This window comes from Escherichia sp. WS1450, from assembly GCF_046487395.1.
In the GTDB taxonomy this organism is placed as follows: Bacteria; Pseudomonadota; Gammaproteobacteria; order Enterobacterales; family Enterobacteriaceae; genus Escherichia; species Escherichia coli.
Window position 1 is genome coordinate 189,124 of sequence record NZ_JBJQJO010000002.1, and the last position, 14,668, is coordinate 203,791.

Consider the following 14,668-nt stretch of genomic DNA (forward strand, 5'->3'; position numbering starts at 1 on the left):
TATTTGGATTACAGAAGAGGCTTAAGTTGATTAAGGAATTCCGCAAGATTTGAGGCTAAATGCGTCCGTTTACGTGTTCCCAGCGTCTCTTTGCACACTTCACCGGAGAGATTACACACCGAGATCACCTCTAACTCTTCTTCCAGCGTCGCGATAAATAGCGTGGGCGGCAGTTTTAGCCTTTTCTGAGTCACCAGATGACCAATCAGATTTTCCTGCACCCGACGGAAGTCGTCTTCACTCCAGGTTTGCAGCAATGTCAGTTTAATATCGCCAAACTGCGCGTGCATATCCCCGGCAAACTGAGTCGTATAAAAGGTATGAATTGTGGGTTGTATCACAATATCAAAAGCGCATTCAACCGCGTTTACATTTTGTTCCCCGGTAAACGGCTGGGGTTGCCAGTATACGGCGTCTTCGGTGGTTGAAATAATGCACGGTGAAGGAACGCCGTACAGTTCCTCACTCAACGGCCAGCTTTTATGCTCTTCATGCCACGCATCGCAGTAGCGTGCAGTAAAATCTTTCAGGGCTTGTGCGGTCAAATCGTCCACTAATTTCTCTCTTCACTTAAACCAGATACACTTGTCGTTTAGTTTATCTGGTTTATGACGGTGAAACATGTCTTCTTATGCAAACCATCAGGCACTTGCGGGCCTGACTCTTGGAAAATCAACCGATTACCGGGATACCTATGACGCCAGCCTACTGCAAGGCGTTCCGCGTAGTCTGAATCGCGATCCGCTGGGTCTGAAAGCGGATAACCTGCCTTTTCACGGTACGGATATCTGGACGCTATATGAACTTTCCTGGCTGAATGCGAAAGGTTTGCCGCAGGTCGCCGCCGGTCATGTTGAACTTGATTACACCAGCGCAAATCTGATTGAGTCGAAGAGTTTTAAGCTCTATCTCAACAGTTTTAACCAGACGCGTTTTAATAACTGGGATGAGGTGCGCCAGACGCTGGAGCGCGACTTAAGCACTTGCGCTCAGGGTAAGGTTAGCGTGGCGTTATATCGTCTTGATGAACTGGAAGGCCAACCGATAGGTCATTTCAATGGCACTTGCATTGATGAACAGGATATCACTATCGATAACTATGAATTCACTACTGACTATCTGGAGAATGCCACCAGTGGCGAAAAAGTAGTAGAAGAGACGCTCGTCAGCCACCTGCTGAAATCAAATTGCCTGATCACCCATCAACCAGATTGGGGATCGATCCAAATTCAGTATCGTGGACGCCAAATTGACAGAGAAAAACTGCTGCGTTACCTGGTTTCTTTCCGTCATCACAACGAGTTCCACGAACAGTGCGTGGAACGCATCTTTAATGACCTGTTACGCTTCTGCCAGCCAGAGAAATTGAGCGTTTACGCACGTTATACCCGTCGTGGCGGTCTGGACATTAACCCGTGGCGCAGTAATAGCGATTTTGTCCCATCGACCACAAGACTGGTTCGGCAATAAATTTTTTCTCAATTTTGCGTGCTGGATTCACGCAGAAGGTTGTGAAAGGTCATCAGGCAGGGCTATTGTAATCAAAGGGAATGACGATATTCGTCCCATAAGGAGTTTTTCTTGATTACACATATTAGCCCGCTTGGCTCCATGGATATGTTGTCGCAGCTGGAAGTGGATATGCTTAAACGCACCGCCAGCAGCGACCTCTATCAACTGTTTCGCAACTGTTCACTTGCCGTACTGAACTCCGGTAGTTTGACCGATAACAGCAAAGAATTGCTGTCTCGTTTTGAAAATTTCGATATTAACGTCCTGCGCCGTGAACGCGGCGTAAAGCTGGAACTGATTAATCCCCCGGAAGAGGCTTTTGTCGATGGGCGAATTATTCGCGCTTTGCAGGCCAACTTGTTCGCGGTTCTGCGTGACATTCTCTTCGTTTACGGGCAAATCCATAACACCGTTCGTTTTCCCAACCTGAATCTCGACAACTCCGTCCACATCACTAACCTGGTCTTTTCCATCTTGCGTAACGCTCGCGCACTGCATGTCGGTGAAGCGCCAAATATGGTGGTCTGCTGGGGTGGTCACTCAATTAACGAAAACGAGTATTTGTATGCCCGTCGCGTCGGGAATCAGCTGGGCCTGCGTGAGCTGAATATCTGCACCGGCTGTGGTCCGGGAGCGATGGAAGCGCCGATGAAAGGTGCTGCGGTCGGACACGCGCAGCAGCGTTACAAAGACAGTCGTTTTATTGGTATGACAGAGCCGTCGATTATCGCCGCTGAACCGCCTAACCCGCTGGTCAACGAATTGATCATCATGCCGGATATCGAAAAACGTCTGGAAGCGTTTGTGCGTATCGCTCACGGTATCATTATCTTCCCTGGCGGTGTGGGTACGGCAGAAGAGTTGCTGTATTTGCTGGGAATTTTAATGAACCCGGCCAACAAAGATCAGGTTTTACCATTGATCCTCACCGGCCCGAAAGAGAGCGCAGACTACTTCCGCGTACTGGACGAGTTTGTCGTGCATACGTTGGGTGAAAACGCGCGCCGCCATTACCGCATCATCATTGATGACGCCGCTGAAGTCGCTCGTCAGATGAAAAAATCGATGCCGCTGGTGAAAGAAAATCGCCGCGACACTGGTGACGCTTACAGCTTTAACTGGTCAATGCGCATTGCGCCAGATTTGCAAATGCCGTTTGAGCCGTCTCACGAGAACATGGCTAATCTGAAGCTTTACCCGGATCAACCTGTTGAAGTGCTGGCTGCCGATCTGCGCCGTGCGTTCTCCGGTATTGTGGCGGGTAACGTAAAAGAAGTCGGTATTCGCGCCATTGAAGAGTTTGGTCCTTACAAAATCAACGGCGATAAAGAGATTATGCGTCGTATGGACGACCTACTACAGGGTTTTGTTGCCCAGCATCGTATGAAGTTGCCAGGCTCAGCCTACATCCCTTGCTACGAAATCTGCACGTAATCTCCCCTCCCCCGGTGACGTTTGTTGCCGGGTTTTCTCGTTTTTGGTCACTTACTCATCAACTCATTTCATTTGTTATATGAATGTTTCTTACCACCCTCACGCAACAAATATCATCACAGTTAATATGTCATACAATTTATATTGCAACGCAAACGTTTCCCTATTTTCATAAACCGTATTTTATCGCTATGAAAAAGAAATTATCGCCATGATTAACTAAAAGTATTGATTTTTTCAGTTCAACCTACATATATTGCGCGCCCCGGAAGAAGTCAGATGTCGTTTAATGGGCAAATATTGCCCTTAAATTCTCTTTTACTTTTGATTTACAGAGTAAAGCGTTGGGATAATCTATCTTCCAAGTAGATTATTGTATTTGGGATCAAGATCACTGATAGATACATAACTTGTGTGTATCTTTCCGCCCTCAAATTATTACGGCGGTAAATGATTAAGCCATCGCCGATAGACAGATTTCATTTTTACGGTCAGGCACCTTCCCGGGCTGAACTGGCTAAAAGCTGAATTATTTGCATTCCTCCAGGAGAAATAGATGGAAACGACTCAAACCAGCACGATTGCGTCGAAAGACTCTCGTAGTGCCTGGCGCAAGACAGACACCATGTGGATGCTGGGCCTTTACGGCACGGCAATCGGCGCGGGCGTGCTGTTCCTGCCAATCAACGCCGGTGTTGGCGGTATGATCCCGCTGATCATCATGGCTATCCTTGCGTTCCCGATGACATTTTTTGCTCACCGCGGTCTGACTCGCTTCGTACTGTCTGGTAAAAACCCGGGCGAAGACATCACCGAGGTTGTAGAAGAACACTTTGGTATTGGCGCAGGTAAACTGATTACCCTGCTCTACTTCTTCGCTATCTACCCGATCCTGCTGGTTTATAGCGTGGCAATCACCAATACAGTTGAAAGCTTCATGTCTCACCAGCTGGGTATGACGCCACCGCCGCGTGCGATTCTGTCGCTGATCCTGATCGTGGGTATGATGACCATCGTTCGCTTCGGTGAGCAGATGATCGTTAAAGCGATGAGTATTCTGGTATTCCCGTTTGTTGGCGTACTGATGCTGCTGGCTCTGTACCTGATCCCGCAGTGGAACGGCGCAGCACTGGAAACGCTGTCTCTGGACACTGCATCGGCAACCGGAAACGGTCTGTGGATGACCCTGTGGCTGGCAATTCCGGTAATGGTGTTCTCGTTCAACCACTCTCCGATCATCTCTTCTTTCGCCGTTGCGAAGCGTGAAGAGTACGGCGATATGGCAGAACAGAAATGCTCGAAGATCCTGGCATTCGCACACATCATGATGGTGCTGACCGTAATGTTCTTCGTATTCAGCTGCGTACTGAGCCTGACTCCGGCAGACCTGGCTGCGGCTAAAGAGCAGAACATCTCGATTCTGTCTTACCTGGCTAACCACTTTAACGCACCGGTTATCGCGTGGATGGCTCCGATTATCGCGATTATCGCAATCACCAAATCCTTCCTCGGCCACTACCTGGGCGCACGTGAAGGCTTCAACGGTATGGTGATTAAATCTCTGCGTGGTAAAGGTAAGTCTATCGAAATCAACAAGCTGAACCGTATCACTGCGCTGTTCATGCTGGTAACGACCTGGATTGTTGCCACCCTGAACCCGAGCATCCTGGGTATGATTGAAACCCTGGGCGGCCCAATCATCGCGATGATCCTGTTCCTGATGCCGATGTACGCAATTCAGAAAGTACCGGCAATGCGTAAGTACAGCGGTCACATCAGCAACGTATTCGTTGTCGTGATGGGTCTGATTGCAATCTCCGCAATCTTCTACTCTCTGTTCAGCTAAGTCCTTTCGCGCCGCTTTCGGGCGGCGCTTCCTCCGTTTTAACGCGATGTATTTCCTATGATTAGCGTATTCGATATTTTCAAAATCGGCATTGGCCCTTCCAGTTCTCATACCGTTGGACCAATGAAAGCGGGTAAACAATTTACCGACGATCTGATTGCCCGTAATCTGCTTAAAGACGTGACCCGCGTGGTGGTTGACGTGTACGGCTCGCTCTCTCTGACCGGTAAAGGCCACCACACTGATATCGCCATTATTATGGGCCTGGCGGGTAACCTGCCGGATACCGTGGATATCGATTCCATCCCTGGTTTTATTCAGGATGTGAATACTCATGGTCGCCTGATGCTGGCAAATGGTCAGCATGAAGTGGAGTTCCCGGTTGATCAGTGCATGAACTTCCATGCCGACAACCTTTCTCTGCATGAAAACGGTATGCGCATTACCGCACTGGCGGGCGATAAAATCGTTTACAGCCAGACTTACTACTCTATCGGCGGTGGCTTTATCGTTGATGAAGAACATTTTGGCCAGCAGGATAGCGCACCGGTTGAAGTTCCTTATCCGTACAGTTCAGCAGCCGATCTGCAAAAACATTGTCAGGAAACCGGGCTGTCACTCTCTGGCCTGATGATGAAAAACGAGCTGGCGCTGCACAGCAAAGAAGAGCTGGAACAGCACCTGGCGAACGTCTGGGAAGTCATGCGTGGCGGTATTGAGCGCGGTATTTCCACCGAAGGCGTGTTGCCTGGCAAACTGCGCGTTCCACGCCGTGCTGCGGCACTACGCCGGATGCTGGTCAGCCAGGATAAAACCACCACTGACCCGATGGCGGTTGTTGACTGGATCAACATGTTTGCACTGGCAGTGAACGAGGAGAACGCTGCTGGCGGTCGCGTGGTGACTGCGCCGACTAACGGTGCGTGCGGGATTATCCCGGCTGTGCTGGCGTACTACGATAAGTTTATCCGCGAAGTGAACGCTAACTCACTGGCTCGTTACCTGCTGGTAGCCAGCGCCATTGGTTCTCTTTATAAGATGAACGCGTCGATTTCTGGTGCCGAAGTGGGTTGCCAGGGTGAAGTTGGCGTGGCGTGCTCAATGGCGGCGGCTGGTCTGGCAGAACTGTTAGGCGCAAGCCCGGCGCAGGTGTGCATCGCGGCGGAAATAGCCATGGAGCATAACCTCGGTCTGACGTGTGACCCGGTTGCTGGACAGGTGCAGGTACCGTGCATCGAGCGTAACGCCATTGCGGCAGTAAAAGCGGTGAACGCCGCGCGTATGGCGCTGCGCCGTACCAGCGAGCCGCGCGTCTGCCTCGATAAAGTTATCGAGACCATGTACGAAACAGGTAAAGATATGAACGCCAAGTACCGCGAAACCTCTCGCGGCGGCCTGGCAATGAAGATCGTTGCCTGCGATTAATCGCTCTCCAGAGGCCTCGTTTTGCGAGGCCTCTTCCCGTTTTCTCAACCAGCCATAGCCTGTTCCGGCATCGAATGTTACCCTTATCGCCTGATCTTTAAGGGGGTTATCGTGGCTGTTCATTTGCTTATTGTCGATGCACTGAATCTTATTCGTCGCATTCATGCCGTTCAGGGTTCGCCCTGTGTCGAAACCTGCCAGCACGCGCTCGATCAGCTCATTATGCACAGCCAACCAACCCACGCGGTCGCCGTTTTTGATGATGAAAACCGCAATAGCGGCTGGCGTCATCAGCGTTTACCAGATTACAAAGCGGGTCGACCGCCAATGCCGGAAGAGTTGCACGACGAGATGCCTGCACTACGCACCGCCTTTGAGCAACGCGGCGTCCCGTGCTGGTCAGCCAGCGGTAACGAAGCCGATGACTTAGCCGCCACGCTGGCGGTCAAAGTGACACAGGCCGGGCATCAGACAACGATTGTTTCGACAGATAAAGGCTACTGTCAGTTACTTTCACCGACATTACGTATTCGTGATTACTTCCAGAAACGTTGGCTGGATGCGCCATTTATCGATAAAGAATTTGGCGTTCAACCGCAGCAGTTGCCCGATTACTGGGGGCTTGCGGGGATCAGCAGTTCAAAGGTACCGGGTGTTGCGGGGATCGGACCAAAAAGCGCCACGCAGCTACTGGTCGAGTTTCAGAGTCTGGAAGGGATATATGAGAATCTGGATGCGGTTGCCGAAAAGTGGCGCAAAAAATTAGAAACCCATAAAGAGATGGCGTTTCTGTGCCGCGATATTGCCCGCTTACAAACCGATTTGCATATCGACGGCAATTTACAGCAATTGCGGTTGGTACGGTAACGGCGTGCCGGATGCAAACGATTATCAACACATTGAATTTAATGAACTTATACGCCGGATAAGACGCAGCTAGCGTCGCATCCGGCATTATCACATCAGCGCATTTACCAGGCGGTATGGTAAAGCTCTACAATATCCTCAAGCGTTGCTTCGCGCGGGTTGCCACCGGTACAAACGTCATCAAGCGCCGCCTGCGCCAGTGCCGGAATGTCTTCCTTGCGTACACCAACGTCACGCAAATGTGGCGGAATACCGACATCACGGTTGAGAGCAAACACCGCTTCAACAGCGGCATTACGCGCCTCTTCCAGGCTCATACCTTCCACTTTCACGCCCATAACGCGCGCGATATCGCGGTACTTCTCACCGGTAAAGTCAGCGTTATAGCGCATGACATGCGGTAACAGGATGGCGTTCGCAACACCGTGTGGAGTGTTATAAAACGCGCCCAGTGGATACGCCATACCATGCACCAACCCTAACCCAACATTCGAGAAGCCCATACCCGCAACATACTGCCCGAGCGCCATTTCTTCTCCGGCATCCTTATCACCAGCAACCGATCCTCGCAGCGCCCCAGCAATGATTTCAATCGCTTTAATGTGCAGTGCATCGGTTAGCGCCCACGCGCCACGGGTAATATACCCCTCAATAGCATGAGTGAGCGCATCGACACCCGTCGCAGCTTTCAGCGCTGGAGGCATACCATCCATCATGTCAGCGTCAATAAACGCCACCTGCGGGATATCATGCGGATCAACGCAAACAAACTTGCGCCGTTTCTCTTCGTCAGTGATCACGTAGTTAATGGTCACTTCTGCCGCAGTGCCTGCTGTGGTGGGGATTGCCAGAATCGGTACACTGGGTTTATTGGTCGGGGAAAGTCCTTCCAGGCTACGCACATCGGCAAACTCCGGGTTGTTGCTGATAATGCCAATCGCTTTGCACGTATCCTGTGGAGAACCACCACCAATAGCGATCAGGTAATCCGCGCCGCTATTCTGGAATACACCGAGCCCTTCTTTGACGACAGTAATTGTTGGGTTGGGCACTACGCCGTCGTAAATCGCCCATGCCAGCCCTGCAGCATCCATCTTATCGGTCACTTTTGCCACCACGCCGCATTGCACCAGCGTTTTATCGGTGACGATCAGCGCCTTCTGATAACCACGGCGTTTCACCTCATCGGTTAAAGCTCCAACAGCACCCCGACCAAACCATGCCGTTTCGTTCAGAATCATTCTGTTAGCCATCATCCTTCTCCTTGTTGCTTTACGAAATTACTCTTCAATCCGTAACCCGTAGGTTTTGAATTTCTCCAGCACTACGGCAATCTCTTCATCGCTCAGCACTGGCACCGGGTCCGTAATCGCCAGGGTCGTCAGGTAAAGTTGCGCCAGCACTTCAACTTCATGCGCCAGCCATAACGCTTTTTCCAGATTCACCTCACAAGCGATAAGCCCATGATGTTGTAACAAAGTTGCCTTACGATTTTTGAGAGCCAGCGCAACATGTTCAGAAAGTTCGCGTGTTCCAAAGGTCGCATAAGGCGCGCAAGGAATAGAATTACCGCCAGCCGCCGCAATCATGTAGTGAATAGCGGGGATCGGTCGGTTAAGAATGGAAACTGCTGTGCAATGAACGGCATGATTGTGAACAACCGCGTTGGCATCCGGTCTGCTTTGATAGGCCGCCATATGGAAACGCCATTCGCTTGAGGGGAGTTTTCCTTCCTCATGTTTACCGTTGCCATCAATAAAGACAATATGCGACTCCGTCAGTTTTTCATATGGAATACCTGTAGGCGTAATCAGCATCCCATCCTGATAACGTACACTGACGTTACCCGCTGTCCCCTGGTTCAGTCCCAGGCGGGTCATTTCCAGGCAAGTGTCAATAATCTGACGAGCAAGTTTATTTCGTTCCATTAGCTACCTCTCTCTGATTCAAAACAGGGCAATAATGTTGCTCCTTTCACACTATTGAATTAGCCGTTTAATTACCCACCATCTTCTTCCTGATTAACAAGAAAGAAATTCACAAGCTTATATTTTGTGACCTGGTTCAACTAATCACAGTAAATAACTGCAACTTCTCTTTTTATAACCCCATTAAAAATGACCGCTCTTAAAAATATTTATCAAAACGGTCATTTTTCCATTCCCTCTCGCCAGAAATGCCCGTTTTCGGCACAAACAATTAATACGGTCATCGGGTTTGTGTTTTTTATGATTTATTTTCTGAAACGGGCATGAAATTTCGATTATTAAAGTGATGGTAGTCACATAAAGTCACCTCCCAGCTAATAAGTGTGACCGCCGTCATATTACAGAGCGTTTTTTATTTGAAAATGAATCCATGAGTTCATTTCTGACAGGCAAATATTCACTGATATGAAGCCCGAACTCGCTGGTTTTGCACTTTTGAAAACATAACCGATTACGTGCTTAAGCTTCTGAACCTAAGAGGATGCTATGGGAAACACATCAATACAAACGCAGAGTTACCGTGCGGTAGATAAAGATGCAGGGCAAAGCAGAAGTTACATTATTCCATTCGCGCTGCTGTGCTCACTGTTTTTTCTTTGGGCGGTAGCCAATAACCTTAACGACATTTTATTACCTCAATTCCAGCAGGCTTTTACGCTGACAAATTTCCAGGCTGGCCTGATCCAATCGGCCTTTTACTTTGGTTATTTCATTATCCCAATCCCTGCCGGGATATTGATGAAAAAACTCAGTTATAAAGCAGGGATTATTACCGGATTATTTTTATATGCCTTGGGCGCTGCATTATTCTGGCCCGCTGCAGAAATAATGAACTACACCTTATTTTTAGTTGGCCTATTTATTATTGCAGCCGGATTAGGTTGTCTGGAAACTGCCGCAAACCCTTTTGTTACGGTATTAGGGCCGGAAAGCAGTGGTCACTTCCGCTTAAATCTTGCGCAAACATTTAACTCATTTGGCGCAATTATCGCGGTTGTCTTTGGGCAAAGTCTTATTTTGTCTAACGTGCCACATCAATCGCAAGACGTTCTCGATAAAATGTCTCCAGAGCAATTGAGTGCGTATAAACACAGCCTGGTATTATCGGTACAGACACCTTATATGATCATCGTGGCTATCGTGTTACTGGTCGCCCTGCTGATCATGCTGACGAAATTCCCGGCATTGCAGAGTGATAATCACAGTGACGCCAAACAAGGATCGTTCTCCGCATCGCTTTCTCGTCTGGCGCGTATTCGTCACTGGCGCTGGGCGGTATTAGCGCAATTCTGCTATGTCGGCGCACAAACGGCCTGCTGGAGCTATTTGATTCGCTACGCTGTAGAAGAAATTCCAGGTATGACTGCAGGCTTTGCCGCTAACTATTTAACCGGAACCATGGTGTGCTTCTTTATTGGTCGTTTCACCGGTACCTGGCTCATCAGTCGCTTCGCACCACACAAAGTCCTGGCCGCCTACGCATTAATCGCTATGGCACTGTGCCTGATCTCAGCCTTCGCTGGCGGTCATGTGGGCTTAATAGCCCTGACTTTATGCAGTGCCTTTATGTCGATTCAGTACCCAACAATCTTCTCGCTGGGCATTAAAAATCTCGGCCAGGACACCAAATACGGTTCGTCCTTCATCGTTATGACCATTATTGGCGGCGGTATTGTCACTCCGGTCATGGGGTTTGTCAGTGACGCAGCGGGCAACATCCCCACTGCCGAACTGATCCCGGCACTCTGCTTCGCAGTCATCTTTATCTTTGCCCGTTTCCGTTCTCAAACGGCAACTAACTGAACATATTTTCCGAATAAAGTGAGGAATCAGTAATGAAAAAAATCAGCTTACCGAAAATTGGTATCCGCCCGGTTATTGACGGTCGTCGCATGGGTGTTCGTGAGTCGCTTGAAGAACAAACAATGAATATGGCGAAAGCCACGGCCGCACTGCTGACCGAGAAACTGCGCCATGCCTGCGGAGCTGCCGTCGAGTGTGTCATTTCCGATACCTGTATCGCGGGTATGGCTGAAGCCGCTGCTTGCGAAGAAAAATTCAGCAGTCAGAATGTAGGCCTCACCATTACGGTAACGCCTTGCTGGTGCTATGGCAGTGAAACCATCGACATGGATCCAACCCGCCCGAAAGCCATTTGGGGCTTTAACGGCACTGAACGTCCCGGCGCTGTTTACCTGGCAGCGGCTCTGGCAGCTCACAGCCAGAAAGGCATCCCGGCATTCTCCATTTACGGTCATGACGTTCAGGATGCCGATGACACATCGATTCCTGCTGATGTTGAAGAAAAACTGCTGCGCTTTGCCCGCGCCGGTTTGGCCGTCGCCAGCATGAAAGGTAAAAGCTATCTGTCGCTGGGCGGCGTTTCGATGGGTATCGCCGGTTCCATTGTTGATCACAACTTCTTTGAATCCTGGCTGGGAATGAAAGTCCAGGCGGTGGATATGACCGAACTGCGTCGCCGTATCGATCAGAAGATTTACGACGAAGCCGAACTGGAAATGGCGCTGGCCTGGGCTGATAAAAACTTCCGCTATGGCGAAGATGAAAATAACAAACAGTATCAACGCAATGCCGAGCAAAGCCGCGCAGTTCTGCGCGAAAGTTTACTGATGGCGATGTGTATCCGCGACATGATGCAAGGCAACAGCAAACTGACCGATATTGGTCGCGTGGAAGAATCACTTGGCTACAACGCCATCGCTGCGGGCTTCCAGGGACAACGTCACTGGACCGATCAATATCCCAATGGCGACACCGCCGAAGCGATCCTTAACAGTTCATTTGACTGGAATGGCGTGCGCGAACCCTTTGTCGTGGCGACCGAAAACGACAGTCTTAACGGCGTGGCAATGCTAATGGGCCACCAGCTCACTGGTACCGCTCAGGTATTTGCCGATGTGCGTACCTACTGGTCACCAGAAGCAATTGAGCGTGTAACGGGGCATAAACTGGACGGACTGGCAGAACACGGCATCATCCATTTGATCAACTCCGGTTCTGCTGCGCTGGACGGTTCCTGTAAACAACGCGACAGCGAAGGTAACCCGACGATGAAGCCGCACTGGGAAATCTCTCAGCAAGAGGCTGACGCTTGCCTCGCCGCTACCGAATGGTGCCCGGCGATCCACGAATACTTCCGTGGCGGCGGTTACTCTTCTCGCTTCCTTACCGAAGGCGGCGTCCCGTTCACTATGACTCGAGTCAACATCATCAAAGGCCTGGGACCGGTACTGCAAATCGCGGAAGGCTGGAGCGTGGAATTGCCGAAGGATGTGCATGACATCCTCAACAAACGCACCAACTCAACCTGGCCAACCACCTGGTTTGCACCGCGCCTCACCGGTAAAGGGCCGTTTACGGATGTGTACTCGGTAATGGCGAACTGGGGCGCTAACCACGGGGTTCTGACCATCGGCCACGTTGGCGCAGACTTTATCACTCTTGCCTCCATGCTGCGTATCCCGGTATGTATGCACAACGTTGAAGAGACCAAAGTGTATCGTCCTTCTGCCTGGGCCGCGCACGGCATGGATATTGAAGGCCAGGATTACCGCGCTTGCCAGAACTACGGCCCGTTGTACAAGCGTTAATACATTACTCCCTGATGTGATGCCCGGTCGCTCCGGCTACCGGGCCTGAACAAGCAAGAGTGGTTAGCCGGATAAACAATGTTATCCGGCTATATTGCAGGAGCGATTATGAAACAAGAAGTTATCCTGGTACTCGACTGTGGCGCGACCAATGTCAGGGCCATCGCGGTTAATCGGCAGGGAAAAATTGTTGCCCGCGCCTCAACGCCTAATGCCAGCGATATCGCGATGGAAAACAACACCTGGCACCAGTGGTCTTTAGACGCCATTTTGCAACGCTTTGCTGATTGCTGTCGGCAAATCAATAGTGAACTGACTGATTGCCACATCCGCGGTATCGCCGTCACCACCTTTGGTGTGGATGGCGCTCTGGTAGATAAGCAAGGCAATCTGCTCTATCCGATCATTAGCTGGAAATGTCCGCGAACAGCAGCGGTAATGGACAATATTGAACGGTTGATCTCCGCACAGCAGTTGCAGGCTGTTTCTGGCGTCGGAGCTTTTAGTTTCAATACGTTATATAAGTTGGTGTGGTTGAAAGAAAATCATCCACAACTGCTGGAACGCGCGCACGCCTGGCTCTTTATTTCGTCGCTGATTAACCACCGTTTAACCGGCGAATTCACTACTGATATCACGATGGCCGGAACCAGCCAGATGCTGGATATCCAGCAACGCGATTTCAGTCCGCAAATTTTACAAGCCACCGGTATTCCACGCCGACTCTTCCCTCGTCTGGTGGAAGCGGGTGAACAGATTGGTACGTTACAGAACAGCGCCGCAGCAATGCTCGGCTTACCCGTTGGCATACCGGTGATTTCCGCAGGTCACGATACCCAGTTCGCCCTTTTTGGCGCTGGTGCCGACCAAAATGAACCCGTGCTCTCTTCCGGTACATGGGAAATTTTAATGGTCCGTAGCGCCCAGGTTGATACTTCGCTGTTAAGTCAGTATGCCGGTTCCACCTGCGAACTGGATAGTCAGGCAGGGTTGTATAACCCAGGTATGCAATGGCTGGCATCCGGCGTGCTGGAATGGGTGAGAAAACTGTTCTGGACGGCTGAAACTCCCTGGCAAATGTTGATTGAAGAGGCTCGTCTGATCGCGCCTGGCGCGGATGGCGTGAAAATGCAGTGTGATTTATTGTCGTGTCAGAACGCTGGCTGGCAAGGAGTGACGCTTAATACCACGCGGGGGCATTTCTACCGCGCGGCGCTGGAAGGGTTAACCGCGCAATTACAGCGCAATCTACAGATGCTGGAAAAAATCGGGCACTTTAAAGCCTCTGAATTATTGTTAGTCGGCGGAGGAAGTCGCAACACATTGTGGAATCAGATTAAAGCCAATATGCTTGATATTCCGGTAAAAGTTCTCGACGACGCAGAAACGACCGTCGCAGGAGCTGCGCTGTTCGGTTGGTATGGCGTAGGGGAATTTAACAGCCCGGAAGAAGCCCGCGCACAGATTCATTATCAGTACCGTTATTTCTACCCGCAAACTGAACCTGAATTTATAGAGGAAGTGTGAAATGCTGAAAACAATTTCGCCGTTAATTTCTCCCGAACTATTGAAAGTGCTGGCAGAGATGGGACATGGAGATGAAATTATTTTTTCCGATGCTCACTTTCCCGCCCATTCGATGGGACCGCAGGTGATCCGCGCTGATGGCCTGTTGGTGAGCGACTTGCTCCAGGCGATTATCCCGTTATTTGAACTGGACAGTTATGCACCGCCGCTGGTGATGATGGCGGCGGTAGAAGGTGACACTCTCGATCCTGAAGTAGAACGACGTTACCGTAATGCGCTTTCACTACAAGCCCCGTGTCCTGACATCATCCGCATCAATCGTTTTGCGTTTTATGAACGGGCACAAAAAGCCTTTGCGATCGTTATCACAGGCGAACGAGCGAAGTACGGGAATATTCTTTTAAAAAAAGGGGTAACACCGTAATCTCATACCGGTACGCCCGCATGACGCGGGCGGT

The 14,668-nt window shown here is 50.3% G+C and carries 12 protein-coding genes; 9 read left to right on the plus strand and 3 right to left on the minus strand.

Going from position 1 to position 14,668, the window contains the following annotated elements; translation table 11 throughout:
• Positions 1–8: 8 nt before the first annotated feature.
• Complete coding sequence (syd, locus tag ACJHYR_RS03180) at positions 9–554, minus strand: SecY-interacting protein (protein ID WP_059327668.1); 546 nt, start codon at positions 552–554, stop codon at positions 9–11.
• A 67-nt stretch (positions 555–621) separates the two neighbouring features.
• Here syd and queF point away from each other — a divergent pair, with 67 nt between their 5' ends.
• The 5 genes from queF (at position 622) to xni (ending at position 7,084) form a co-directional block, all read left to right on the plus strand.
• A complete protein-coding gene (gene queF / locus ACJHYR_RS03185) occupies positions 622–1,470 on the plus strand; it encodes an NADPH-dependent 7-cyano-7-deazaguanine reductase QueF (RefSeq protein ID WP_059327667.1) in 849 nt (282 codons plus the stop codon).
• Between the two features lie 111 nt (positions 1,471–1,581).
• On the plus strand, positions 1,582–2,946 hold the full coding sequence (ppnN, locus tag ACJHYR_RS03190; protein ID WP_000627995.1) for a nucleotide 5'-monophosphate nucleosidase PpnN: 1,365 nt from the start codon (positions 1,582–1,584) through the stop codon (positions 2,944–2,946).
• A 556-nt stretch (positions 2,947–3,502) separates the two neighbouring features.
• Positions 3,503–4,792: an HAAAP family serine/threonine permease SdaC gene (gene sdaC / locus ACJHYR_RS03195; RefSeq protein WP_000450476.1), complete on the plus strand. Its 1,290-nt coding sequence runs from the start codon at positions 3,503–3,505 to the stop codon at positions 4,790–4,792.
• Between the two features lie 57 nt (positions 4,793–4,849).
• Complete coding sequence (gene sdaB, locus ACJHYR_RS03200) at positions 4,850–6,217, plus strand: L-serine ammonia-lyase II (RefSeq protein ID WP_000626395.1); 1,368 nt, start codon at positions 4,850–4,852, stop codon at positions 6,215–6,217.
• Between the two features lie 111 nt (positions 6,218–6,328).
• Positions 6,329–7,084: a flap endonuclease Xni gene (gene xni, locus ACJHYR_RS03205; protein WP_059327666.1), complete on the plus strand. Its 756-nt coding sequence runs from the start codon at positions 6,329–6,331 to the stop codon at positions 7,082–7,084.
• Between the two features lie 104 nt (positions 7,085–7,188).
• Here xni and fucO read toward each other — a convergent pair whose 3' ends face one another.
• Positions 7,189–8,337 carry a lactaldehyde reductase gene (gene fucO / locus ACJHYR_RS03210; RefSeq protein ID WP_410233071.1) on the minus strand — a complete coding sequence of 383 codons (1,149 nt, stop codon included), beginning with the start codon at positions 8,335–8,337 and terminating at the stop codon, positions 7,189–7,191.
• Positions 8,338–8,364: 27 nt separating this feature from the next.
• A complete protein-coding gene (gene fucA, locus ACJHYR_RS03215) occupies positions 8,365–9,012 on the minus strand; it encodes an L-fuculose-phosphate aldolase (protein ID WP_000440775.1) in 648 nt (215 codons plus the stop codon).
• Between the two features lie 546 nt (positions 9,013–9,558).
• On the opposite strand from fucA, the gene fucP reads away from it, so the two are divergent.
• The 4 genes from fucP (at position 9,559) to fucU (ending at position 14,634) form a co-directional block, all read left to right on the plus strand.
• Entirely contained in the window at positions 9,559–10,875 is a 1,317-nt protein-coding gene (fucP, locus tag ACJHYR_RS03220) for an L-fucose:H+ symporter permease (RefSeq protein WP_000528603.1), read from the plus strand.
• 32 nt (positions 10,876–10,907) lie between these two features.
• Positions 10,908–12,683, plus strand: coding sequence for an L-fucose isomerase (gene fucI / locus ACJHYR_RS03225; RefSeq protein WP_000724167.1), 1,776 nt, complete (start codon positions 10,908–10,910; stop codon positions 12,681–12,683).
• A gap of 108 nt (positions 12,684–12,791) precedes the next feature.
• Positions 12,792–14,210, plus strand: a complete 1,419-nt coding sequence (gene fucK / locus ACJHYR_RS03230) for an L-fuculokinase (protein WP_001587372.1) — start codon at positions 12,792–12,794, stop codon at positions 14,208–14,210.
• A gap of 1 nt (position 14,211) precedes the next feature.
• Positions 14,212–14,634: an L-fucose mutarotase gene (gene fucU, locus ACJHYR_RS03235; protein ID WP_000920840.1), complete on the plus strand. Its 423-nt coding sequence runs from the start codon at positions 14,212–14,214 to the stop codon at positions 14,632–14,634.
• The last annotated feature ends 34 nt before the right edge of the window (positions 14,635–14,668 follow it).